We start from the raw sequence: 23,661 nt of genomic DNA on the forward strand, positions 1-23,661 counted from the left end.
CCGCATATCCTCATCGCTTCGATAGGTGACGTGGGAGATGAAAATCGATATGACCACATTACAAGGAGAATAAAACATGGCTAAAAAAAGCAAAAACTTACTTGCTGCTCTTGAGAAAGTTGACAGCACAAAACTTTACAGCGTAGAAGAAGCTGTTGCTCTTGCAAAAGAAACAAACTTTGCTAAATTTGACGCGTCAGTTGAAGTTGCTTACAACTTGAACATTGACGTTCGTAAAGCTGACCAACAAATCCGTGGTGCAATGGTATTGCCAAACGGAACTGGTAAAACAGCTCGCGTATTGGTATTTGCCCGTGGTGCAAAAGCTGAAGAAGCAAAAGCTGCTGGTGCAGATTTTGTTGGTGAAGACGACCTTGTTGCTAAAATCAACGGCGGTTGGTTGGACTTTGACGTTGTTATCGCAACTCCAGACATGATGGCAGTTGTTGGACGTCTTGGTCGCGTACTTGGTCCACGTAACTTGATGCCAAACCCTAAAACTGGTACAGTAACTATGGATGTTGCTAAAGCAGTTGAAGAGTCTAAGGGTGGTAAAATCACTTACCGTGCTGACAAAGCAGGTATCGTACAAGCTCTTATCGGTAAAGTATCATTTGACGCTGACAAACTCGTTGAAAACTTCAAAGCTTTCCACGAAGTAATGGTAAAAGCGAAACCAGCTACTGCAAAAGGTACTTACATGACTTCTGTATCCATCACTACTACACAAGGTGTGGGTATCAAAGTTGATCCAAGCTCACTGTAAACGTAAATCAGACTGTCTACGGGCAGTCTTTTTTCTTGTCTGGAACTGGAAGTAAAAAATAGAAAAAAGATAGTCGCGTAGACCTCAAAAATATGGTAAAATACTCTAGTTAGGGCCTTTCAGCCAGATTTTTACTGGAAGGCTGATAAGATTGAGGAGTTAGTATGATTTCAAAGATGAAAGAAGGGCTGTCAGGACTGAAGCACATGAGTAGAGAAAGCTGGTTGCCTTATCTGGTCAATGCCTATTTGCTCTACGCGATTGTGCAGCAAGGTGTTTTGGCAATTAACCCACTGTATCTGGTGTTGGAACCAAGTCTTTCCCTGCCCTTATTTGTGGTGGTTGTTCTTCTGTTAGCTGGTGCTCTTTATTGGTGGAGCAGGATGCTTCCTTTTCTGAAAAAGCAGGAGGTGACCCATTTGCTTCTGGGCTGCTATGTCACAGGAGTTATTTTAAAAAGTCCGTCGCTCATGATTGTGTTTGGCTTTTTATTGTTGGCTTGCGGTATCTACGCCAAACTTTGTTTTGATGGTTCGCCAGTCAGGGGCTGGTTTCTGGGTTTGCTGCTTTTGAGCCTGCCCAAGGTGGTGCATTTGATTTACCATCCCTTTGTTGGGCTTGTTGAGCGTTTTGTGGTCAAGACAGAAGGATGGGATTATGGTCGGCTCTGGCTTATTTTAATCTTGGTAGTGTATAGTGTGTTGGCTGTGGTTCTGCTTCAGTTTTTGGGCAAAAGGTATCCTGTATTTTTGTCCAGTAAAACAAGTGAGTCTTGGCTTGCTGCTATTATTCTTGCCCTTGTCGCTCTTTATGTGACCTATCTAGCGGTGGTGGTGGCTTACAAGGTTAAAATCTTCTCCGTATCTACCTTTGACTTTGGTATTTTCACGCAGATGTTTGAAGGTATGAAGCAAACCCTGCTTCCTGTAACGACATTGGAGCGGGATAAGGTTTTATCCCACTTTGCTGTTCATATTTCACCCATCTACTATCTTTTGCTTCCTTTCTACTATGTTCTTCCTTATGGGGAAACATTGGAAGTTTTGCAGATTTTGGTTGTTTTTTCTGGAATTTTCCCGCTTTACTTGATTATCAAGGAGCTGCATCTGCCTGCCAAGGCCAAGTGGTTGGGGATTTTGCTTTTTGTGGTAACTCCAGCTATGACAACAGCTGGTTCCTATCACTTGCATGAAAATTGCTTCCTTCCTCCCCTCTTGCTCTGGCTAATTTACGCCAATATCAAGCAGTGGAAGGCGGGTCTGTGGCTAGTTAGCCTGCTGACCTTGATGGTCAAGGAAGATGCCTTTATCTATGTGGTATCGGTCGCGAGTTTCTTCCTAGTACAGTCGCGCTTTCAGTTGGACAAACAGCAGCGGTTGCGGATTGTTTTGTCCCAATTTCTATTCCCACTGGTCTATTTCGCAGGGTGTCTCTATCTGCTCAACCAGTTTGGTGAGGGAGCCATGGTTAGCCACTTTGATAATTTCCTGCTACAAGGACAGGAAGGGTTGATGACAGTTTTGAGCAATATTGTGCTCAATCCAACCTATGCCTTGGCTTCCTTATTCACCCAGTCAAAATTGCATTATCTCTTGATTGTATTTGCCAGTCAGCTATTCTTGCCTCTGGTACAAAAAGACTGGGCAGCCTATATCCTCTTTTTACCTCTGGTGGTTATCAATCTCTTGTCTGATTATGTGTATCAGGCGGATATCAATTTCCAGTATAGTTACGGAACAAATGTTCTTTTGCTCTTTATGACTTTTATGGCCATGGAACATCTTACTCAGTTCTTTCAGAGAAGTATGCAGCATAAGGCCAAGTTGCTTCCATATTCACTCTTGCTTGCTAGTATTATCCTTTCAGCTGGATTGATGTATAGCTATACCCATTCCTGGTATCGCTCAGTAGAGGATTATGCGATTCATAAAGAAAAGCTGGATGTTATTCATGAAACCTTGGATGCCATCCCTAAAGACAAGAAAATCCTTGCCTTTACAGGCTATACAGTTGAGCTGCGAGAAGCTCCGGAATTGTATGATTTGTTCTACCACAATAATCGTCAAGTGGATGATAGTGTGGAAGTGCTTGTCATGAAGAGAGAGCTGATGGAAGCCAGTTTGTCAGGCGGTCAAGTAGCAACAGAGGTAGAAGTGGTAAATCTCTATCTTCAGGCGGGCTACCAAGAAAGTTCACTGTCTAATCAGGAAGTCCTTGTCTTGGAAAAACCTGGTAATTAAAATAGAAGAAGGCCTATGGTCTTCTTTTTGTGTTGATTTTTTCACTTCGATGGACTATACTAGTGCATATATGATAAGGAGGCAATATGAAAGCAAACCTTTCTGATTTTTATCATTATTTATCAAAAGCCTATGACTTGCCACAAGGAGTCTTGTCAGATGCCTTGAAAGAAAAGCTGCTAGAGGCGGCTCAGGAATTGGAGAAGACAGACAATCTTTACCTACTGGCAGACAGGCTATCTGTCTTTGTCAAAGCAGAGTTGACTGCTCTGACTGCACGGGCTCCTAAAGAGTTGGTAGACTTAGCCCGTTATCTTCAGGAGTTGCAAAATACCTACCGGCGGTTTTCCATCGGCCTAGACTCCCTCTAGTTTGAGAACAGCTCCCTTTTGAAGGCGGCTGTTTTTTCGTTTTACAAAGGCGGTGGAAAAGTTTATAATAAGGAAGCTACAAAAAAATAAATGAAAGTAGATATTATGTCAGAAACAGTTGAGAAGCAACAGCCGACCCAACGGGAAAAGTTAGCCAAGGGTATGGCTTGGTTGACAGCGGGAAACTTTATTAGCCGCTTGTTGGGAATTGTTTACCTCATTCCTTGGTATATGTGGCTGAGGAGCCATCGTGAGGAGGCAAATGCTCTCTTTAATATGGGCTATCAGATTTATGCCAACTTTTTATTGATTTCAACCGTTGGATTGCCGACAGCGCTTGCCAAGCAAATTGCCAAGTACAATGTTCTCAAGCAGGAAGAGGTTTCTTACTACCTAGTCAAGGAATTTTTCAAGCTCATGCTGGTGATGGGAGTTGCCTTTGCGGGAGTAATGTACCTGTCTGCGCCTTTTTTGGCAGAAGCATCCGGTTCCAAGGAACTTCTGATTCCGGTCATGTATAGTTTGGTTCCTCCGCTCTTTATCTTTCCGGCCATGTCCATCTTGCGTGGTTTTTTCCAAGGCCACCACGATATGCGACCGTATGCCATCAGTCAAATCGTTGAGCAGATTGTGCGGGTTGTCTGGATTTTGGCTGCAACCTTCTACATCATGAAACTAGGTTCGGGCGATTATTTGGAAGCTGTTGTCCAATCAACTTTTGCTGCCTTTGTCGGAATGATAGCCAGTGTAGGGGTTTTGGTTTATGCCTTATGGAAGCAGGGGTATCTGAACAAACTCGTCCATGCGAAAAAAACAGCGATTTCTGTCAAGGCTAGCGAAGTTATTATGGAGACCCTCAAAGAAGCTGTTCCGATTATCATTTTGGGTATGGGCCTTCAGCTCATCCAATTTGTCGATCAGGTAACCTTTATTCGGGTCATGGAGCAAATTACAGATTACAGCAATTCGGAATTGCTCAAACTCTATTCGTACATGGTGTCCAATCCAAGTAAGATTACCATGCTGATTATCGCCATTTCTGTCAGTCTAGGCAGTGTTGCCATCCCTCTGATAACGGAGAAATTCGTCCAAAAGGATTGGAAGGCGACGGCCGACTTGATTTCTGATAATTTACAGATGTTGTTTATCTTTACCATTCCAGCGATTGTAGGAACGGTGCTCTTGGCTAAGCCAATCTATACGGCCTTTTATGGACCGTCTGATTCGATGGCGATTCCCCTTTTCATTGCTAACCTCCTCTTAATCATCCTTCAAGCCCTGTTCTCTGTCTTGAGTGTGGTCATTCAGGCCCTCTTTGAAAATAAGAAAGCCATCATCTACTTTACCATCGGCATGCTGGTCAAGATTGTTCTGCAACTGCCCTGCATCTATCTTTTCCAAGTGTATGGCAGTTTTGTTTCAACGGCCTTGGGCTTATTGGTCATGCTCTATCTCTTCTACCACCGTATCAACCAAGTGGTGCCGTTTGATAAGAAACTAATTTACAAAGATACAGCGACGATCAGCCTAATCTCCTTGGTAATGGGAGGAATCGTCTGGTTGGTTGAATGGATTTTAACGATGTTTCTTCCGGCAGAAGGCTACATTTCCAGTGCCCTTCACGTTGGTATTTCCGGTTTTGTCGGTATTGTGGTTTTTGTCCTTTTGACCTTGAAGACTCGGCAGTTGGACAAGTTGATTGGAGCGCGGGCTCAGGTCTTGCGGCAAAAATTCCGAATTTCCTAAGGCACAAGAAAATCTGTTGCAGATTTTCTTTTTTTATCCGTAAATTATACTACATAAAAAACGAATTTTGTGGTAGAATAGTAGGGATAAAAAAGAGGAGCTAGAAGATGAAACCCAAATATGAACGTATTCTAATCAAACTATCAGGCGAAGCCCTGGCAGGGGAGCGTGGTGTCGGGATCGATATCCAGACGGTTCAAAAAATTGCTCAAGAAATTCAGGAAGTGGCAGCTTCAGGAGTTCAAATTGCCCTGGTTATCGGCGGTGGCAACCTCTGGCGGGGAGAGCCGGCAGCGGAGGCTGGTATGGATCGTGTTCAAGCAGACTATACTGGTATGCTAGGGACTGTGATGAATGCGCTGGTAATGGCAGACTCACTCAAACAGTTAGGCGTTGATACCCGAGTGCAGACAGCGATTGCTATGCAGTCGGTAGCGGAGCCTTATATTCGTGGTCGTGCCCTACGCCATCTTGAAAAAGGAAGAATCGTTATCTTCGGTGCGGGAATTGGTTCACCTTACTTCTCAACCGATACAACCGCAGCTCTTCGTGCAGCGGAGATTGAGGCAGAAGCCATCCTCATGGCCAAAAATGGTGTAGACGGTGTCTACAATGCCGATCCGAAAAAGGATGCCAATGCCATCAAATTTAATGAATTGACCCATCGCGAGGTTATCAACCGCGGTCTGAAAATCATGGACGCAACCGCTTCAACCCTCTCTATGGACAACGATATTGATTTGGTTGTGTTCAACATGAATGAACCGGGCAATATCAAACGTGTTGTCTTCGGAGAGCCAATCGGAACAACCGTTTCAAACAACCCAGAGGAAAAATAAAAAAGAAGGAATCTTTATGTCAAAAGAAATTGTTACCAAAGCTCAAGAGCGTATGAATCAATCCCATCAAAGCTTGGCGCGTGAATTTAGCCACATCCGTGCTGGCCGTGCCAATGCTAGCTTGTTGGATCGCGTTTCAGTAGAGTACTACGGTGCACCAACACCTCTCAATCAGCTAGCAGGTATTACAGTGCCAGAGGCGCGCGTGCTATTGATTACACCATTTGATAAGTCCATCTTGAAAGATATTGAACGTGCCATTAACGCTTCAGATCTAGGTTTGACGCCACAATCAGATGGTACAGTTATCCGCTTGGTTATTCCAGCCTTGACCGAGGAAACGCGTAAAAACTTGGCAAAAGATGTGAAAAAAGTGGGCGAAAATGCCAAGGTTGCGATTCGTAATATCCGTCGCGATGCCATGGATGAAGCCAAGAAAGCTGAAAAAGCAAAAGAAATCACAGAAGATGACTTGAAGACACTTGAAAAAGATATCCAGAAGGTAACGGATGATGCCATCAAGACCATCGACAAGATGACCGCCGACAAGGAAAAAGAATTGTTGGAAGTCTAACGCAGCCAGGAGAGTGACCAATCAACTCTCCTTTTTTCCCTTAAAAAGTGTAACCAACAACCTGTGCCATTCGTTTATCTAACGTTGGATGGGCTTGGGTCCAGATGGATAGAAAGATACGATGAATACACAACAAGCATGCTTCCTCACAGGTCTTGTGACGGATGAAAACGAACAATTTTACTTTGTGCAAAAAGAAGGAGTAACCTATGCTCTCTCTAAGGAAGAGGGAGCTCACAAACTGGGAGATTCCGTCAAAGGTTTTGCCTACACAGACATGAAGCAGCGGCTCCGCTTAACCACCAAGGAACAGGCAGCCAGCCGTACTAGCTTTGGTTGGGGAACGGTGACAGAGGTGCGTAAAGACTTGGGAGTCTTTCTCAATACAGGATTGCCTGATAAGGAGGTGGTTCTGTCTCTGGACTTGCTTCCGGAAATCAAGGAACTCTGGCCCAAAAAGGGGGACCAACTCTATGTCCGTTACGATGTAGACAAGAAAGGTCGGCTCTGGGCCTTACCAGCCTTCCACGAGGATTTTCAAAAGCTGGCCGGCCCCGCCTATGATAATATGCAAAACCAGAACCTGCGAGCTATTGTCTATCGCTTGAAGCTCAACGGAACCTTTGTCTATCTGCCTGACAATAATATGCTGGGCTTTATCCATCCAAATGAGCGATTCACAGAACCCCGTCTGGGGCAGGAATTACAGGTGCGAGTGATCGGTTATCGTCAAGTAGACCGGACTCTCAACCTGTCGCTCAAGCCGCGTTCTTTTGAGATGTTGGAAAATGATGCCCAGATGATAGTGACCTATCTGGAGAGCAAGGGTGGATTTATGACCTTGAATGACAAGTCTTCTCCAGAAGACATTAAGGCTATCTTTGGCATCTCTAAGGGGCAGTTCAAAAAGGCCCTGGGCGGACTGATGAAAGCTGGAAAAATCAAGCAAGATGCCAGCGGTACAGAGTTAATCTAGGAGGGGATATGTTAGTCTATATAGCAGGTTCAGGTGCTATGGGCTGCCGGTTTGGTTACCAATTGTCAAAGACCGACAATGAAGTTATTTTACTCGATAATTGGGAAGAACATATCGAGGCTATTCGTAGTCAAGGGTTGAAGGTGACAGGAGATGTGGAAGAAACGGTGCAGCTTCCTATTATGAGACCCCTTGAGGCTACTCGAGAAGCTGACCTGATTATTCTTTTGACCAAGGCAGATCAGCTGCCCAAGATGCTTCAGGATATTAAGGGAATTATTGGTAAGAAAACCAAGGTTCTCAGTCTGTTGAACGGCTTAGGGCATGCTACGACCATGCGTCGCTATGTACCGGACTCTAGTATTATGGTTGGTGTAACCATTTGGTTGGCTGGTCTAAAAGGCCCTGGGCAGGCTCATCTCAAGGGAACAGGTTCCATTTTCCTGCAACATATGCAGGGTGACAGGGAGTCGGTTGCCTCTATTGTAGAGATGTTTAACCAAGCCGGACTGAATGCAACTTATGATGACAATGTGATTGAGTCTATCTGGCGTAAGGCCTGTGTCAATGGTGTTATGAATCCAACCTGTACCATTTTAGATTGCACGATTGGAGAACTGTTTGGAACAGAAGCCGGACTCAATCTCGTCCAGAATATCTTCAACGAATTTATCGCGGTCGCAAAGGCCGAAGCAGGTTCGATTGATGAAACAGGGATTTGGAAGTATATCATGGATATGGCGAAGGATGCGGCTACGCATTACCCGTCCATGCACCAAGACTTGGTACAAAACAAACGGAAAACAGAAATTGATTACTTAAATGGAGCTGTTGTCTTCAAGGGGAGACGGGTTGGGATTCCAACGCCTTACTGCCAGATGGTGACAGACATGATTCACGCAAAGGAAGCATTATTAGGATTGAGATAAAAGGAAATGAAAAGATTAGTTGCACTTGTTTTAAGTTTCGTATTACTTTGTCCATTGGTAACGGTGCAAGCCGATGAACTGTTGGACATCACAAGGGAGTTTGGGTACGAAGTCAATCCCATCAACCGTCCCAAAACGTCGATTGTCATCGATGCACATACAGGAGAGATCTTGTGGCAGGATAATATCGATGAAGTTCGCGACCCTGCCAGCATGAGTAAGCTCATGGCTCTCTATTTGGTCTATGAGGCTATTGCAGAGGGCAGAATGTCAGAGGACACGGTTATTACAGCAACGGCTTCTGACCAGGCTATTTCGCAAATCTATGAGATTTCAAATAACAAGATCGTTGCCGGGGTTGACTATACGGTGGGAGAATTGATCACCATGACCATCGTGCCGTCATCGAATGCTGCGACGATTATGTTAGCGAACTATGTTTCAAACAATGACCCAGATTTGTTTATCGACATGATGAATGCTAAGAGTCAGGAATTGGGCATGACTAATACGACCTGGAACAATGCCAGCGGAGCTTCTGCGATTTCCTTCCAAGGGTATTATGCTCCTACTCGCTATGACCGTGAAGCGACCAACCTGACCACTTCAAGGGATATGTCTATTCTGGCATACAATATTCTCAATAAGTATCCAGCTATTTTGCAGCATACCAAAGATGCTGTCGTGACCGTAAAGGCAGGAACGCCTTATCAAGAAGTTTTTGATACCTATAATTACTCACTTCCTGGTGCTGCCTATGGAATTGAGGGGGCAGATGGTCTTAAAACGGGATCTAGTCCTAGTGCCGGCTTCAACTGTACCTTGACCGTAAAACGAGGCGAGCAACGCTTGATTGGTATTGTTATGGGCGTAGGGGACTGGTCTGATCAGCAGGGAGAATACTATCGCCACCCATTCATTAACGCTCTGGTTGAAAATGCTTTTTCAGACTATGAATACCGCAAACTCTTGGATGCCGGAGAAGAAACCATTAACGGACAAACCTATCAGCTAACTAGGGACTTTTATGGCACCCTAGCGAAGGGGAGTCAGCCAGTCTTTGTGGTTGAAAATGGCCAGTTACGACTGGACAATGGATTGGAATCTGTTAGTCCGCTTATTGCCGATACGGTAGCTGTTGAAACTGGGAAAACCAATCAAAGTCAGTCAGCTGCCTCCACAACTGGCGCTGTTCAAACAAGTCAGTCCAGTACAGATTGGTTGACAGTTTTGAAGACGAACTGGTATTGGTTGCTTCTTCCTCTGTTACTCTTGATGTTGGCAACGCCAATTGTGCTGAGTCAGCGCTCAAAACGTCTCCGCCGCCAACGAATGAGAGAAAGAGCAGGAGAGCGTTTCCGTCACAATCGTTTTTAAGGAGAGATATGCTCTATCATGTAGAGGACGTAGCGGCTTACCTGACAGCCCTTCCTGACAATCGTAAGGAGCCCATCAGTCGCTTACGCCAGACAATTATCGAACATTTGCCAGCGGGGTTTGAAGAAAGTCTGAGAGGAGGAATGATCAACTATGAGGTTCCCCTGTCGGCCTATCCAGCGGGCTACCATTGCACTCCCGGTGAACCTCTGCCCTTCTTGGCACTGGCTTCCCCAAAAAACCACATAGCCCTTTATCATATGGGACTCTATATGGATGAAGAACTAGCCAAGTGGTTTGCGACGGAATATGCAAAAGTGGTTCCCACCAAGCTGGATATGGGAAAAAGCTGCATTCGGATGAAGAATCCCAAACACATTCCCTATGATTTGATTGGGGAACTGGTGGAGAAAATGTCGCTTGAAACCTACATCGAGCGCTACGAACAAACACATCTGAGGAAGTAAAAACGATGAGAAAATCCTTTTATACCTGGCTCATGGCCCAGCGCAATCCGAAAAGCAATGCGCCCGTGGCTATTTTGGCAGATTATGCTTTTGATGAACCGGATTTCCCTAAGCAATCAGATGACTTTGATCAGGTTAGCCGTTTCCTAGAGGAGTCAGCTAGTTTTACCTTTTCAATGAGTGACTTTGATGCCATTTGGGAAGACTATTTGGGACACTAATTGTAGACAAGAGATAGCCTTAGGGCTATTTTTTGTTTAGAGGCAGTTGTCAGGGACGGCTGTGGCAAGCTTAGGATAGAGGCTTTTCTATTTTTTTGCTATAATAAAGAAAAGCACCTAAAGGAGTAGTTTTTTGCAAGAGCATTCTATTGAAATTAAACTCAGTCATCCAGATGATCTTTTTAGCCTTTTTGGTTCTAATGAACGTCATTTGCGGCTGATGGAGCAGGAGTTGGGCGTGGTTATTCATGCGCGGACGGAGTATGTTCAAGTCATTGGTCAGGAAGAACATGTTGAATGGACACGTTTGGTCATCCAGTCACTCTTGGTCTTAGTCAATCGTGGCCTGACGGTCAATACGCCGGATGTGGTGACAGCTATCACTATGGCTAAAAATGATGAGATTGAGAAATTTGTTGCCCTTTATGAGGAAGAGATTATCAAGGACAACTCTGGAAAACCAATCCGTGTCAAGACTCTGGGTCAGAAGGTCTATGTGGATAGCGTGAAGCGCCATGATATTGTCTTTGGTATCGGCCCTGCAGGAACTGGTAAGACCTTCCTAGCTGTTACCCTTGCCGTTACAGCCCTCAAGCGAGGTCAGGTTAAGAAGATTGTTCTGACACGACCGGCTGTTGAGGCAGGAGAAAGTCTGGGTTTTCTGCCTGGTGACCTGAAAGAAAAGGTTGATCCTTATCTGCGGCCAGTCTATGATGCCTTGTATCAGATTTTAGGTAAGGAGCAGACCAGCCGCCTTATGGAGCGCGACATCATCGAAATTGCTCCCCTTGCCTATATGCGGGGGAGAACCTTGGAGGATGCCTTTGTCATCTTGGATGAGGCGCAAAACACCACCATCATGCAGATGAAGATGTTTCTAACACGCCTAGGATTTAATTCCAAGATGATTGTCAATGGGGATATTAGTCAGATTGACCTGCCGCGCAATGTCAAGTCCGGTTTGATTGATGCAAGAGAAAAGCTGAAAATGATTCCTCAGGTTGATTTTGTCTATTTTACAGCAAAAGATGTGGTTCGCCATCCTGTTGTGGCAGAAATCATTCGCGCCTACGAAACAGAACTTCCGCAGGCTATGGATTAGTCGCATATAAGAAAACAATAAAAGGCTCCAAACCATGTTTTAGGAATACGGTTTGGAGCCTTTTTATAGCTGAAAGCGGGTTGTTTTACAGGTTAAATCAATTCAGTAATGGGTGTGCAGTCACGCTCTAGGCCTAGGGCAACTGGTTGGCTAGTGATGTGCCCCTGATAGGTAGTGACACCTTCTCTCAGACCAGCATCGTCAAGGATAGCTTGTTTAAAGCCCTTGTTGGCTAAATCAAGTACATAAGGAAGGGTGACATTGGTCAGGGCTAGGGTGGATGTACGAGCTACGGCGCCGGGGATGTTTGCGACGGCATAGTGGAGGACATCGTATTTCTTATAGATCGGTTCATCGTGGGTGGTTACTTTGTCTGCTGTTGCAACCACACCGCCTTGGTCTACTGCCACGTCAACGATAACAGATCCTGGACGCATAGTTTGAACCATCTCTTCGGTGACCAGCTTAGGCGCCTTGGTACCAGGGATGAGCACAGCCCCAATCACGAGATCAGCATCCTGAACAGCCTGGGCAATGTTGAAGGGATTGGACATGAGGGTTTGTACTTGGTTTCCAAAAATATCTTCCAATTCAGCCAGTCGTTTGGCGCTGATGTCTAAGATTGTAACATGGGCACCTAGACCGATAGCAATCCGAGCGGCATGCGTACCAACCACGCCGCCGCCAATGATGGCAATCTTACCTTTTGGAACTCCAGGAACACCACCCAAGAGGACGCCGGAGCCACCTACTTGTTTGGTCAGGAAATGGGCGCCGATTTGTACCGCCATCCGGCCAGCGACCTCACTCATAGGCACTAGGAGTGGGAGTTGACCACGGCTGTCACGGACAGTTTCGTAGGCAATACCAGTGGTCTTGCCCGCCTGCATAGCATCTGCTAGTTCAGGGGCTGGAGCCATGTGAAGGTAGGTGAAGAGGACTAGATCTTCTCTCAAAAAGCCATATTCTTCTTTAAGAGGTTCTTTTACTTTTAGAACCATTTGAGCCGCCCATGCTTCTTGGGCAGTTGCGACAATACTGGCTCCTTGGGCCAAATAATCTTCATCACTGAAACCAGAACCGATTCCCGCCGTGGTTTCGACAATGACCTGATGACCTGCCTGAACCAAGGCATAGGCTCCAGCAGGTGTGAGAGCAACACGGTTTTCGTGGTTTTTGATTTCCTTTGGAACACCGATTAACATAGGTAAACCTCTCTTATTTTTTTATTATATTGTAAGGAAAAAGAGATGAAATTGCAAGTGTGAGAGGTACTTGTTTTTGGATTAGATGTGTGTTAGACTGAAGCACAAGGAGGTGCGTATGGCTATTAATATTGAAACTGTAACGGAAAAATACACTGTTGGCAAATTGTCAGAAGAACATCTTCCTGCTGTGTTGGCACTCTATGATGGCAATCCGCTCTATACCTTTTACTGCCCGCCGAAACCTAGTCTGATTAGTTTGAAACAAGATTTGGTTGATCTTCCGCCGGGTAAGACAATCGAAGATAAGTATTTTCTCGGCTATTGGCAGCAAGAGGAATTGGTGGCCATAGTGGATATTATCTCCGACTATCCTGAAGCAGGAACAGCCTATATTGGTCTGTTCATGGTTGATGCGGCTTATCAGGGACGAGGGCTGGGAAGTCAGCTGGTTGACGACTTACTGGCGTGTTTGGCTAAAGATTTTAAGGCAGTGCGTTTGGGGTTTATCAAGGGAAACCCTCAGGCTCAGCACTTCTGGCTGAAAAATGGGTTTCAAGTTGTCAAGGAGGTGGAAGAGCCAGACCGTACGGTAGTGGTGGCAGAAAGACACTTGAAAAGTTATCTTCACTTAGAGGGCGGTTAAAAAGAAAGCCTTTGACAAAAAACAATTTAATTAAGGTAATATTACACTGATATATTTCTCTTGTAATGGACGATGCTATAATATGGTTATTTTAGCCATTTATTTACAAAAAAATCAAAAACAAGTAGGCAAATTTACAGATGTATAGTATAATACAACTATAGAATTTGACTATTTTCTATAGGAATCCCTACAAAACAAAAGGAGTCGGTTATGAGAATTGATATGTCAGAAGTCAAGGGTCAAAAGGCTGCCCTTGAAGCTCAACTGACTAGTCTTAGGAGCCAATTAGCCGCTGCCAAGCAGAGTCTGCAGGCAGCCCAGTCTTCCTCAGCGCTCAAGGGTCAGGTAAAAGAAGCCATTGACGCTAAGATCGGCAACCATCAGCTCCCGCTTCTGACCAACTATGAAAATGCCCTGACTCTGCTTGCCTCCTCCTACGATGAACTTATTACTCGTTTCCAATCGATAACAGGGGAAACCAGCGACAGCGCCATTATCAACACAGACTATCTATCTGAGCTCAAAAGCAAGGCAGCTGGAATCTTTACGGATAGCCAGATGATTAACTCAGATGCTAACCGTATCTACAGCAGTATCAGTGACATCATTCCTCTATCCAGTCCATCTCTTTCTGCGATGACAACGGCCAAGTCAGAATTGGACAGGCTCTTGGATAAGCTGATTGCGGACATGAGCGCATTTAACAGCCTCAAGGCAGACAATGCGCTCGCGGACTTGTTCAGCAGTCAGAACCATCAACTTGGAAGGTTGGGACAGGCAGTCAGTTCTGGCTACCAGCATGACAGTGCGCTTGCCTTCTTTCAGGACACGGCCTTTCGCAAGACCGTGGAGGAGGTCAGTCATGTCTTGAGCCACGGTGGCTCTGGCAAGCAACTGACATCAGCCCTTGCCAAGGAAATCCTTGGTTCTCGCTATTCTGGTCGCATTTCGGATGCGGATCTGGCTCACTTCCGCAATCTGGACAAGAAATCGCAGGAAGAGTATGCCAAATTTATCCGCTCCCCATTTGAAGCTCAGATTAACGCCATGGCCTTGGCGGAGTTGGAAGATAAGTACGGACACTTGATTCAGGGAGAAAAAAGTTTCCGTAGTACAGGCTATGGTCGGGTGCTGACAGGAGAGTTGACACCTGAGCAATACAACTATATCATCGGTCGTTATGAGTATCTTGTCGCCCGGGGAGATATAGGTAAGGCAGAGCTCGCACGACTGGAGACCATGTTTGCCAATCTGCGTCCAGAGGACAAGGCTAAACTTGATGCCATGACCTTGCCTGAGTTGATGGAACAAGATAGACTTCTCTTTTTCGACTGTCAGGGGTTGGAATTTGACTACCTCTTTGGCAGTGCCGCGGATAAGGCTCGTATAGATTACAGCAAGCTCCGCTTTGAAGAACTGATGGATCACGAAGTTATCGACTGGCGCGACCCACAGTATATGGAAAAGCTCAATGCCTATGTCAATGAGACTGGCCTTGACCCACGGACAGGCAAGGAAGCTAGCGACGATCTGAAGTTTGTGGCCAAGCACTATGGCTGGGTTAAGGGAAGTTCAACGCTCGTTGCTTCTATAGCGGATGCGGTGATTGATTATTCGGATTTGTTTAAGCTCAACATTCTCAGCAAGATGAATGACATTGGAGAGGTCAATAGTGAAGTGACCGCCTTCAAGAAGACAGCACCGATAACCGGCGTGGATGAAATTCCTAAGACTAGAGCAGATAAGATAACTATTGAATCGTTAGGGGAACACAATACCATCGATAAGTTTTCTTCACCTCTTAAGTCGGTTACTTGGGAAGGCACTGCGTGGGAAAGCACAATGGATGATCTCCATCATACAATGGTGACCAATAACACGCCGGTTGTATCCAATGTCCATACGGTAGATGAGATAGCCCAGCAACAAGCAGAGTTACTTAAGGTGAGAAATGGTGACGCTAATCTTTCCACTTCTATGCGTAAAGGTAACTATGGTGAAATTGTTCAAGACGAGTATTATCGTCAACTGGGCTATGAGCGTATCAGTAAGGATATAGTCACGAGCCTTGATAGCCCAAGCCACAAGGGGATTGATGGGGTTTACTACAATCCAGATGGCCATCCGCCTTATATCATCTCTGAGGCTAAGTATAATACGGCCCAACTCAATAAAGGCTTGGCAGATGGGACGAACCAAATGGATCGAAACTGGATTAATAAACGGCTTGATAAAGCGATTGATAAAGGACATGCAAAAGCTATTCGCAAATCATGGTTTAGCGATGATGGAAATGTTCAAAGTAATCTATTCAATGTCAAAGATAATGGTAATATTATCATCAACCAGTTAGATGATACGGCTAAGAAAATGAAATGAGGTCTACCAATGTTTAGAGATAAATACAAAGATGAAGAGTATTTTAGACAAGAGTTCAAATTTAATTTAGATACCTTTAATGAATTTGAAGAAATGAAAACAGGAGTAAATAAAAATAAAATTACTGATTTTGGAATGGTTCAATCAGGTTATTCTTATAAATTAGTAACCATGAGCTATTCTCTCGGATTACCATTCAATGAAATCTTCAAATGGTTTAAAATTAGCTTGCGATATTTTGAGTTATCTTATGACGTGTATGGCAGTACATATGACTTAATAGACTATCTTTCTCTTGCAGTCCTTTTTGAAGACCGCAAAGCGGAGTTCATTGAGGATATTGAAAAGATTTTTCAAAAGTATTTGAGTTTTGTAGATGCAGGTGACCAATTACAAGACGATTATATTGATTTCCTAGGCATGTACTTACTGCATGACCAGGTTGTCAACTTTCATTCTCGCCTTGAATACCTCAATCTGATGGGAGATACCGCAGACAGCGTTATTGAAGCTCAGAAATTCTGGTACTACGCCCATTCAGAGGCGGCTTGGTATGATACGCACAAATCAGAAGATGCCTATTATGGCTACTGGAGTTTTGACACAGCGGCCCTGTGCAAGATTCGTGGGATTTATGACGAACGCTTGAAAGAATTGGATTATTTTCCATATGATTTGTTAGTTCAAAAAGATGATTAAATTAGTAACAAGCTCAGACATCAAACTGAGCTTGTTTATATAGTATTTTCAAATATTCAAGAAGAAAAATCTGACTGCCAAGGATGTCAAGGCCATTGAAGCCTACCAGAAGGCCTATCCTAAGGCTAAGATTGACCCCGATGTCCTAAGGGTCAAAGACGATACCAAGGCTAGGATAAAGATTGAGCAGATGTCTCCAGAGGCCTTTTTGGAAACCTATGGTTACCTTCTGGACGGCAAGGATAGCACTGCCCAAGGGGCAGGTTATTTCCCAGAGGCTAATACCGCTGAGGAACTCTATGCCTTGGCTTATTATCAAAAACATAGGAACACAGAGCGTTTCCAAAAGGGGGCTAAGGCTCATGCGACGAAGAAAGAGAAAGAAGCCTTGCCTAAGGTGACAGAGGCCTTTAAGGCTAATGTCAACCAGATGAGCCTGGCCGAATTGGAAAAGGCCTATCCTTATCTGAAGCACCTCTATCCTGGTCCAACGGTATTAGAACGCTTGGGGATGAGCGAAACCCAGCGCCAGCAAGCCGATTACGTGTTGAAACGCTATGGGCAGTTACTCAGCCAGACCCGTTTCCACTGGCGCCATCCTAATCTGATGGCGGATTATACCAACCATATCAAGGAAACGGGTATCAATCCTATCACAGGCAAGCCAGCTAGTGAGGGCGAGAAGCTTATGGCTGAGCATTACAACGCAGTCCAAGCTTGGAGCACGTTGGGTGCTAGTCTGGCAGGTGGTTATATGGACTATAAGCAAATCACAGGGGCACCAACTGCAAGTGTTCCTAGTGTCTCAGATGACCTCTCTGTGCCTAAGAAACCAGTTCCCAAGGTTAATCCAGATATGGAAGTGCCAAGGTCATCGACTGTTGCTTGGGAAGGCACTGCGTGGGAAAGCACAATGGATGATCTCCATCATACAATGGTGACCAATAACACGCCGGTTGTATCCAATGTCCATACGGTAGATGAGATAGCCCAGCAACAGACAGAGTTAGTCAAGGTGAGAAATGGTGAAGCTAATCTTTCCACTTCTATGCGTAAAGGTAACTATGGTGAAATTGTTCAAGACGAGTATTATCGTCAAATGGGCTACGAGCGTATCAGTAAGGATATAGTCACGAGCCTTGATAGCCCAAGTCACAAGGGGATTGACGGCGTTTGCTATAATCCAGATGGGCACCCGCCTTATATCATCTCGGAAGCTAAATACAATACAGCTACCCTTGGTAAGGCTAAAGATGGTAAGCAAATGAGTAGGCTTTGGATAGATAACCGTCTTGATAAGGCAGTCAATGAAGAACATGCGACAAATATCCGTAAATCTTTATTTATAGGAGATGGCAATGTTCAAAGTAACCTATTCAATGTCAAAGAGAATGGTAATATTATCATCAATCAGCTTGATGATGCGGCTAAGAAAATGAAATGAGGTCTATAAATGTTTAGAGATAAATATAAAGATAGCGAATATTTTGAAAAAAGATTGAAATTTAATATGAAAACTTTTGATGAATTTGAGGGATTGAGGGAGGAGGTGCCTGAAGAAAGGCTTGACTACTTTTACCTCTCTCAATCAGGATATTCAAAAAAGTTGCTCACTATCAGTTACTCTTTGGGATTGTCATCAGATGAAATCTTTAAATGGTTTAAGATTAGTTTGCATTACTATAGTTTAATTTATAGCGAAAATGATGGTATTTTTACAATCATTGATTATTTATCTCTTGCGGTTCTTTTCGACCAGCGTAAAGAAGAATTTATTGATGATATAAGGGTATTATTTGATAACTATCAAAAGTTTTCAGAAGAAGATGAAATTGTTCAAGATGATTATATTGACGCATTATTTGAGTATTTACTAGAAGATAAAATTATCAAATTTCACTCTAATCTCGAATACCTCAATATGATAGGATATGACGCTGGCTCTGTTATCGAAGCTCAAAAATTTTGGTACTATGCCCATTCAGATGCCGCTTGGTATGATACGCATAAGACCAATGACGCTTACTATGGTTACTGGAGTTTTGACACAGCGGCCCTGTGCAAGATTCGTGGGATTTATGACGAACGCCTGAAGGCCTTGGATTATTTCCCTTATGATTTGTTGGTTCAAACGGCTGATTAGTATGATACAATAAGCTCAGGCTGATATCTGGGCTTATTTTTAAGGGCTCGACACAGTTTGGCTACGAGCGTATTAGCAAGGATATAGTGACACACCTTGACAGTCCTAGCCATAAGGGGATTGATGGGGTTTACTACAATCCAGATGGCCACCCGCCTTATATCATCTCGGAAGCCAAATACAACACAGCGACGCTGAGTACCAAAACACTAACAGACGGCAGTCAACAGATGAATAGAAGGTGGATTGATAATCGTCTGGAAAAAGCAGTCGGAAGAAGAATGGCTGAAGAAATCAAAAGTGCAAGAGATTTTGGGGACGTTCAAAGCAATCTCTTCAATGTTAAAGAGAACGGCGATATCGTCATCTATCAGCTGGATGATACGGCTAAGAAAATGAAATGAGGAATACAATGTTCAGAGATAAATATAAAGATGGAGCTTATTTTGAAGAAGCCTATGATTTTATAATTGCTTCATTGCAAAAACGGGAGTCAGAGGAGTACAGAAGTCGCATCATACCAGAACGATTAGAAGGTTACTATTCTACTCAATCTCTTCATTATAAACGACTAGTTAGTGTAGGTTATTCTTTGAATAAGACTAATGATGAAATCTTCAAATGGTTTAAAAACAGCTTACACTATTACTTACTTTCATATACCAGTCATGAAAGCATTTATGACTTGATTGACTACTTCTCTCTGGGGGTTCTCTTTGAAGACCGCAAGGCGGAATTCATTGAAGATATTGAGAAAATTTTCGATAAATATATGGCTTTCGTGGATGCGGGAGAACAAATGCAAGAGGACTATATTGAATTTCTTGCTATGTATTTATTACGAGGGGAGAGGGTCAATTTCCATTCCCATTTGGAGTATCTCAATCTGATGGGCGATACTGCAGACAGTGTTATTGAAGCGCAGAAGTTTTGGTACTATGCCCACTCAGAGGCGGCTTGGTATGATACGCATAAGACTGAGGACGCTTACTATGGTTACTGGAGTTTTGACACAGCGGCCCTGTGCAAGATTCGTGGGATTTATGACGAACATCTAAAGGAACTAGATTATTTCCTTTATGATTTATTAGTCCAAGAGGTTGATTAGTATGATATAATAGGCTCAGATTACGGTCTGAGCTAATTTTGTAGTATGCGCTGATAATTGAGAACCCCTCCCTGATCTGGCAAGTAGCTGACATCGACCCTTGCCAAGGGAAACCCTCAGGCTCAGCACTTCTGGCTGAAAAATGGGTTTCAAGTGGTCAAGGAGGTGGAAGAGCCAGACCGTACGGTAGTGGTGGCAGAAAGACACTTGAACTAATACTCTTCGAAAATCAAATTCAGACGTTGTTGACTTGATTTGATGAGTGGGAGTGGGAAAGAACTCTACAAGTGAAAAAAGAGTTCCCCTCACTTCCCAACATGTAGGTTCGGGCCTCTATGGTCACTTTCTTATTTTCAGGTGACCAGCTGAAACAGTTCCCCGAACTGTTTCACTCCACTGGACTATTTTACTCCCACCCCCGCACAGCTCAAAAGGTTCAGTGAACCTTTTGAGGTTGGAAATGAAGCGAACTCTATTCGCAACAGTCGTAAGGTCAGATTTGGAGTGTAGAACACGAACAAATCTGACAATCAACCACTGCGTCAAAGTGTTATCACGAACCCTAATAAACGAGGTTGGACTTAATGCCCAGCCTCAGCCTGCTATCCTTAAAAGAAAAATAGCAGGGATTGACATCGTGCTGACACGAACTTTGTTGGCCTTATCTCCAACCTCCAAAGGTTCCCCAAACCTTTGGAGCTGGTCTGATTTTGATTTTCTTTGAGTATAAATTGATGGAAATGAAAAAAGGCTCTAAGTCCTGTTCATACGAGCAGTGGCTTAGAGCTTTTTCTTAGTCCATCTCTTCTTTGATGGGGCAATCGCAGCTGCAGTCTGTGCAGGCACCCTTGTCTTTTATGAGGCTGCGGACGGCAAGAAGGAAGCTTAGAAAAATCAGGCTGGCTAGGATGATGGTGGCCATGCAAGTTCTCCTTTTTCTAATTGATGAAGACGGACAATCGGCAGGTCTTGCTGCGGCTTTCTAAGAAGCAGGTACAGTCCAAGGACGAGTATTAAGAGGGAGGCTATGGTCCAGAAACTGAGGGGTTGCTGATAGAAGAGTACAGAGCCTAGTTGGTAGCAAGTGAGGCTGACACAGTAGGCTAGGAGGGTCTGAAAACCAACAGCTATCCAAGTCCACTTAGCTGTTCCCATCTCGCGATGGATGGCTCCGATAGCGGCAAAGCAAGGAGCGCACAGGAGGTTGAAGATGAGGAAGGCATAGGCGGAAAGGGCTGTGTAATCATTCTGAAGCTGGCTCCACAATTCAGGGTTTTCCTCGGTCGTTTCGCCTAGTTTATAGAGAATACCAAAGGTGGCAATCACGGTTTCCTTGGCTAAAAGACCGGTCACCGCAGCCACAGTTGCCCGCCAGTTGCCAAAGCCCAGTGGTTCAAAGAAGAAGGCCAGGCCTCTACCTAGAGAAGCTAGAATGCTTTGGTCGGTTTCTACCATCTGCAGGGCCCAATTGTAGGAGCTGGTAAACCAGATGATGACATTGGTCACAAAAATGATGGTTCCAGCCCGCTTGATAAAACTAAGTGATTTATCAAAGGAGTAGCGCAAGACACTGGTCAGCTGAGGAAGGTGATAGGAAGGAAGCTCCATGATGAAGGGGCTGGCGACACCGCCCAGCTGCTTGGTCTTTTTAAGGGCTACACCCGATAGGACAATGGCAGCCATGCCGACGAAATAAGCACTTGGTGCTATCCAGGGGTTGCCCGGAAAGAATGCACCTGCGACTAATGAGATGATGGGCAGTTTGGCTGAGCAGGGCATGAAGGTAGCTGTCATGATGGTGATTTTTCGATCAGCCTCACTTTCAATCGTACGGCTGGCCATTACGCCCGGAACACCACAGCCGGTAGAAATAAGCATGGGGATGAAGGACTTGCCAGACAGGCCAAAGCGTCTAAAAATCCGATCCATGACAAAGGCAATCCGGCTCATATAGCCAATATCTTCTAGGATACCCAGACAGAAAAAGAGGACGAAAATTTGAGGAACGAAGCCTAAAATAGCTCCACAGCCAGCGACGATACCGTCTAAAATCAAGGATTGAAGCCAGTCCTCAACTCCTAGTGTTTGAAGGCCGTTTTCGATAAAGTTGGGCACCAGTTCTCCGAACAGAACCTCGTTGACCCAATCGGTTCCCATAGTACCAACGGTTTGGATGGAAAGGAAATAGACCAGCCACATCACCGCAGCAAAAATCGGCAGGGCCAAAAAACGGTTGGTGACGATTTGATCAATTTTATCAGACAGATGAAAGCCAGATCCGGCTTCCTTTTCTACCAACTGTGCGATGGTTTCGATTAACTGGTAGCGCTGGTTTACCATAATTGCATCCGATTCGTCGTTGTAGAGTTTTTCGACAATGGAGATGATGTCTGCAATTTCCGCCTGTGCCTCTTCGCCTAAATTCAAACGGGTTTTGATGCCTTCGTCCTTTTCAAGAAGCTTGATGGCATAGAAGCGTTGTTGGTGAGCAGGGATGTCCTGCGGCAAGAAGTCCATGATTTGGGCGAGAGCTGCCTCAATCTGCTTGTCATATTGGGGGAAGGGCTGTACCTTTGGCTGCTCTAGGTCACGGTAGATGGTCTGCGAAAGGGTGGGCATGCCTGTCTTTTTGACGGCACTGATAGCCACAACGCTAATCCCTAGATGATAGGAGAGAAGTTCCAGATTAAGGGAGCGGCCTTGACTGGCGAGAACATCGCTCATATTTAGGGCCAAGACCAGAGGCAGACCAGTTTCAATCAGTTGCAGGGTCAGGTAGAGGTTGCGCTCGAGGTTGGTCGCATCTACAAGGTTGAGGATGAGGGCTGGCTCGGTACTGAGCAGGTAGTCCCTTGCGACCCTCTCTTCAGGTGTGTAGGGCGACAGGGAGTAGATACCCGGTAGGTCTTGAAGGACGAGGGTTTTGTCTTTTTTCAACTGGCCGGACTTGCGCTCGACGGTGACACCTGGCCAGTTGCCGACCCGCTGGTTGGCTCCAGTCAGGAGATTGAAGAGGGTGGTTTTTCCGCTGTTGGGATTGCCGGCTAGGGCGATGTGAGTGGTCATTTTGTATCCTCCCCGAGTTCTTGGACGCGCACCATTTGCGCTTCGGACTTCCGTAGGGTCAATTCGTAGCCTCGCAGAGTGATTTCAATCGGATCGCCTAACGGTGCAACCTTTTTCAGATAGAGCTTGGTTTCCTTGGTCAATCCCATATCCATCAGGCGACGCTTGAGGGCGCCGGTAGCGCAAATCTCTACCACCTGTGCTTGTTTTCCGACCTTGAGGTCAGAAAGCGGCAAGTGGCTTTGGTCTTGGTCGTGTTCAACTAGGGTTAATGCCTCTATAATGGCCTTATCAAGGGCTAATCGGCTGGCCTTGACTTGAATAATGGCATTGTCTTTGGTTTTGGAAATCAAGCGAAGGGTACTGTCTGTCTGGAGTCCTAGATGGCTTAGGTGCTTGCGAATATCTTCTCCAAGTTGGCAGTCCACCAAACGATAAACTTTTCCGATTGCTAACGAATCTAATTTCATATCTTATCTCCTTTGTCAAGAAAGATGCTCAATCTAGTATAGCATACTTTCTTAAAAATGTCAGACAATTCTAGGTATGAAAATCCTCTTTTTGAAAAAAATATCTTGACAGATGATTTCTTATAAGATATACTAGATAGGTACTGCTGGTTTAGCTCAGTCGGTAGAGCGCATCCATGGTAAGGATGAGGTCGCCGGTTCAATCCCGGCAACTAGCATTATCAGACAGCCCTCGGGGCTGTTTTTTTCATCCCCAAAAAAGAAATTTGTGAGAAATTCACGAAACCTGCTTGACATACTTTTTCTTTATGTTAGAATAGGGGTTAGATAAAAA

At 44.8% G+C, this 23,661-nt stretch carries 23 protein-coding genes and 1 tRNA gene; 20 read left to right on the plus strand and 4 right to left on the minus strand.

All coding sequences use genetic code 11. The features are described 5' to 3' along the window. The first annotated feature begins 76 nt into the window (after nt 1–76). The 12 genes from rplA to INT76_RS10155 all read left to right on the plus strand — a co-directional run bounded on the left by rplA (nt 77) and on the right by INT76_RS10155 (nt 11,608). A complete protein-coding gene (gene rplA / locus INT76_RS10100; RefSeq protein WP_212570450.1) occupies nt 77–766 on the plus strand; it encodes a 50S ribosomal protein L1 in 690 nt (229 codons plus the stop codon). 164 nt (nt 767–930) lie between these two features. Beyond that, complete coding sequence (locus INT76_RS10105) at nt 931–3,006, plus strand: DUF2079 domain-containing protein (RefSeq protein ID WP_249116151.1); 2,076 nt, start codon at nt 931–933, stop codon at nt 3,004–3,006. Nucleotides 3,007–3,092: 86 nt separating this feature from the next. Further along, nucleotides 3,093–3,377 carry a hypothetical protein gene (locus INT76_RS10110; RefSeq protein WP_212570452.1) on the plus strand — a complete coding sequence of 95 codons (285 nt, stop codon included), beginning with the start codon at nt 3,093–3,095 and terminating at the stop codon, nt 3,375–3,377. A 105-nt stretch (nt 3,378–3,482) separates the two neighbouring features. Next, nucleotides 3,483–5,123: a putative polysaccharide biosynthesis protein gene (locus INT76_RS10115; protein ID WP_212573066.1), complete on the plus strand. Its 1,641-nt coding sequence runs from the start codon at nt 3,483–3,485 to the stop codon at nt 5,121–5,123. Between the two features lie 107 nt (nt 5,124–5,230). Beyond that, nucleotides 5,231–5,962, plus strand: coding sequence for a UMP kinase (gene pyrH, locus INT76_RS10120; RefSeq protein WP_212570454.1), 732 nt, complete (start codon nt 5,231–5,233; stop codon nt 5,960–5,962). A gap of 16 nt (nt 5,963–5,978) precedes the next feature. Next, nucleotides 5,979–6,536, plus strand: coding sequence for a ribosome recycling factor (gene frr / locus INT76_RS10125; RefSeq protein ID WP_212570456.1), 558 nt, complete (start codon nt 5,979–5,981; stop codon nt 6,534–6,536). A 121-nt stretch (nt 6,537–6,657) separates the two neighbouring features. Next, the gene (locus tag INT76_RS10130; RefSeq protein WP_212570458.1) at nt 6,658–7,512 is read left to right on the plus strand and encodes a CvfB family protein; all 855 of its coding nucleotides are present in this window, start codon (nt 6,658–6,660) and stop codon (nt 7,510–7,512) included. A gap of 8 nt (nt 7,513–7,520) precedes the next feature. Beyond that, nucleotides 7,521–8,441, plus strand: coding sequence for a 2-dehydropantoate 2-reductase (locus INT76_RS10135; protein WP_212570460.1), 921 nt, complete (start codon nt 7,521–7,523; stop codon nt 8,439–8,441). Between the two features lie 6 nt (nt 8,442–8,447). Continuing rightward, nucleotides 8,448–9,818, plus strand: a complete 1,371-nt coding sequence (locus INT76_RS10140) for a DUF1958 domain-containing protein (protein WP_212570462.1) — start codon at nt 8,448–8,450, stop codon at nt 9,816–9,818. An 8-nt stretch (nt 9,819–9,826) separates the two neighbouring features. After that, entirely contained in the window at nt 9,827–10,285 is a 459-nt protein-coding gene (locus INT76_RS10145; protein ID WP_212570464.1) for a DUF1801 domain-containing protein, read from the plus strand. 5 nt (nt 10,286–10,290) lie between these two features. Then, nucleotides 10,291–10,506 (plus strand): YozE family protein, encoded by a 216-nt coding sequence (locus INT76_RS10150; RefSeq protein ID WP_212570466.1) that lies wholly within the window; start codon nt 10,291–10,293, stop codon nt 10,504–10,506. 133 nt (nt 10,507–10,639) lie between these two features. After that, a complete protein-coding gene (locus INT76_RS10155) occupies nt 10,640–11,608 on the plus strand; it encodes a PhoH family protein (RefSeq protein ID WP_212570468.1) in 969 nt (322 codons plus the stop codon). Between the two features lie 92 nt (nt 11,609–11,700). Here INT76_RS10155 and ald read toward each other — a convergent pair whose 3' ends face one another. Continuing rightward, nucleotides 11,701–12,813, minus strand: a complete 1,113-nt coding sequence (gene ald, locus INT76_RS10160; RefSeq protein ID WP_212570470.1) for an alanine dehydrogenase — start codon at nt 12,811–12,813, stop codon at nt 11,701–11,703. Nucleotides 12,814–12,931: 118 nt separating this feature from the next. Between ald and INT76_RS10165 the strand changes: the two genes are divergently transcribed. The 7 genes from INT76_RS10165 to INT76_RS10195 all read left to right on the plus strand — a co-directional run bounded on the left by INT76_RS10165 (nt 12,932) and on the right by INT76_RS10195 (nt 19,791). Continuing rightward, nucleotides 12,932–13,459 (plus strand): GNAT family N-acetyltransferase, encoded by a 528-nt coding sequence (locus INT76_RS10165; protein WP_212570472.1) that lies wholly within the window; start codon nt 12,932–12,934, stop codon nt 13,457–13,459. Nucleotides 13,460–13,672: 213 nt separating this feature from the next. Continuing rightward, on the plus strand, nt 13,673–15,841 hold the full coding sequence (locus INT76_RS10170; protein WP_212570474.1) for a T7SS effector LXG polymorphic toxin: 2,169 nt from the start codon (nt 13,673–13,675) through the stop codon (nt 15,839–15,841). A 9-nt stretch (nt 15,842–15,850) separates the two neighbouring features. Continuing rightward, the gene (locus INT76_RS10175; protein WP_212570481.1) at nt 15,851–16,540 is read left to right on the plus strand and encodes a PoNe immunity protein domain-containing protein; all 690 of its coding nucleotides are present in this window, start codon (nt 15,851–15,853) and stop codon (nt 16,538–16,540) included. A gap of 190 nt (nt 16,541–16,730) precedes the next feature. Then, nucleotides 16,731–17,984 (plus strand): hypothetical protein, encoded by a 1,254-nt coding sequence (locus INT76_RS11100; RefSeq protein WP_249116152.1) that lies wholly within the window; start codon nt 16,731–16,733, stop codon nt 17,982–17,984. Between the two features lie 9 nt (nt 17,985–17,993). Then, the gene (locus INT76_RS10185; RefSeq protein WP_212570483.1) at nt 17,994–18,683 is read left to right on the plus strand and encodes a PoNe immunity protein domain-containing protein; all 690 of its coding nucleotides are present in this window, start codon (nt 17,994–17,996) and stop codon (nt 18,681–18,683) included. Between the two features lie 86 nt (nt 18,684–18,769). After that, complete coding sequence (locus INT76_RS10190) at nt 18,770–19,087, plus strand: hypothetical protein (RefSeq protein ID WP_249116153.1); 318 nt, start codon at nt 18,770–18,772, stop codon at nt 19,085–19,087. An 8-nt stretch (nt 19,088–19,095) separates the two neighbouring features. Beyond that, nucleotides 19,096–19,791: a PoNe immunity protein domain-containing protein gene (locus tag INT76_RS10195; protein ID WP_212570485.1), complete on the plus strand. Its 696-nt coding sequence runs from the start codon at nt 19,096–19,098 to the stop codon at nt 19,789–19,791. Nucleotides 19,792–20,584: 793 nt separating this feature from the next. Here INT76_RS10195 and INT76_RS10200 read toward each other — a convergent pair. Genes INT76_RS10200 through INT76_RS10210 form a run of 3 tightly spaced genes read right to left on the minus strand, consistent with a single transcriptional unit; the run spans nt 20,585 to nt 23,327 of the window. Then, entirely contained in the window at nt 20,585–20,713 is a 129-nt protein-coding gene (locus tag INT76_RS10200) for a FeoB-associated Cys-rich membrane protein (protein ID WP_212570487.1), read from the minus strand. Next, nucleotides 20,695–22,857, minus strand: a complete 2,163-nt coding sequence (feoB, locus tag INT76_RS10205; RefSeq protein ID WP_212570489.1) for a ferrous iron transport protein B — start codon at nt 22,855–22,857, stop codon at nt 20,695–20,697. The genes INT76_RS10200 and feoB overlap by 19 nt, the downstream gene beginning before the upstream one ends. Beyond that, nucleotides 22,854–23,327, minus strand: a complete 474-nt coding sequence (locus tag INT76_RS10210) for a ferrous iron transport protein A (RefSeq protein WP_212570491.1) — start codon at nt 23,325–23,327, stop codon at nt 22,854–22,856. Before INT76_RS10210 ends, feoB begins: the two co-directional genes overlap by 4 nt. Before the next feature lie 145 nt (nt 23,328–23,472). Between INT76_RS10210 and INT76_RS10215 the strand changes: the two genes are divergently transcribed. After that, nucleotides 23,473–23,545: transfer RNA gene (locus tag INT76_RS10215), tRNA-Thr, on the plus strand. Nucleotides 23,546–23,661: the final 116 nt, after the last annotated feature.

Source organism: Streptococcus oriscaviae, assembly GCF_018137985.1.
Classification (GTDB): domain Bacteria; phylum Bacillota; class Bacilli; order Lactobacillales; family Streptococcaceae; genus Streptococcus; species Streptococcus oriscaviae.

Coding starts and splice junctions, on each gene's coding strand:
- INT76_RS10115 (WP_212573066.1), top strand. CDS start 3,483: ATGTCAGAAACAGTTGAGAAGCAACAGCCGACCCAACGGGAAAAGTTA.
- INT76_RS10170 (WP_212570474.1), top strand. CDS start 13,673: ATGAGAATTGATATGTCAGAAGTCAAGGGTCAAAAGGCTGCCCTTGAA.
- INT76_RS10145 (WP_212570464.1), top strand. CDS start 9,827: ATGCTCTATCATGTAGAGGACGTAGCGGCTTACCTGACAGCCCTTCCT.
- frr (WP_212570456.1), top strand. CDS start 5,979: ATGTCAAAAGAAATTGTTACCAAAGCTCAAGAGCGTATGAATCAATCC.
- INT76_RS10195 (WP_212570485.1), top strand. CDS start 19,096: ATGTTCAGAGATAAATATAAAGATGGAGCTTATTTTGAAGAAGCCTAT.
- INT76_RS10110 (WP_212570452.1), top strand. CDS start 3,093: ATGAAAGCAAACCTTTCTGATTTTTATCATTATTTATCAAAAGCCTAT.
- INT76_RS10175 (WP_212570481.1), top strand. CDS start 15,851: ATGTTTAGAGATAAATACAAAGATGAAGAGTATTTTAGACAAGAGTTC.
- INT76_RS10165 (WP_212570472.1), top strand. CDS start 12,932: ATGGCTATTAATATTGAAACTGTAACGGAAAAATACACTGTTGGCAAA.
- INT76_RS10185 (WP_212570483.1), top strand. CDS start 17,994: ATGTTTAGAGATAAATATAAAGATAGCGAATATTTTGAAAAAAGATTG.
- rplA (WP_212570450.1), top strand. CDS start 77: ATGGCTAAAAAAAGCAAAAACTTACTTGCTGCTCTTGAGAAAGTTGAC.
- ald (WP_212570470.1), bottom strand. CDS start 12,813: ATGTTAATCGGTGTTCCAAAGGAAATCAAAAACCACGAAAACCGTGTT.
- INT76_RS10130 (WP_212570458.1), top strand. CDS start 6,658: ATGAATACACAACAAGCATGCTTCCTCACAGGTCTTGTGACGGATGAA.
- INT76_RS10105 (WP_249116151.1), top strand. CDS start 931: ATGATTTCAAAGATGAAAGAAGGGCTGTCAGGACTGAAGCACATGAGT.
- feoB (WP_212570489.1), bottom strand. CDS start 22,857: ATGACCACTCACATCGCCCTAGCCGGCAATCCCAACAGCGGAAAAACC.
- INT76_RS10140 (WP_212570462.1), top strand. CDS start 8,448: ATGAAAAGATTAGTTGCACTTGTTTTAAGTTTCGTATTACTTTGTCCA.
- pyrH (WP_212570454.1), top strand. CDS start 5,231: ATGAAACCCAAATATGAACGTATTCTAATCAAACTATCAGGCGAAGCC.
- INT76_RS10150 (WP_212570466.1), top strand. CDS start 10,291: ATGAGAAAATCCTTTTATACCTGGCTCATGGCCCAGCGCAATCCGAAA.
- INT76_RS10200 (WP_212570487.1), bottom strand. CDS start 20,713: ATGGCCACCATCATCCTAGCCAGCCTGATTTTTCTAAGCTTCCTTCTT.
- INT76_RS10135 (WP_212570460.1), top strand. CDS start 7,521: ATGTTAGTCTATATAGCAGGTTCAGGTGCTATGGGCTGCCGGTTTGGT.
- INT76_RS10210 (WP_212570491.1), bottom strand. CDS start 23,327: ATGAAATTAGATTCGTTAGCAATCGGAAAAGTTTATCGTTTGGTGGAC.
- INT76_RS11100 (WP_249116152.1), top strand. CDS start 16,731: ATGTCTCCAGAGGCCTTTTTGGAAACCTATGGTTACCTTCTGGACGGC.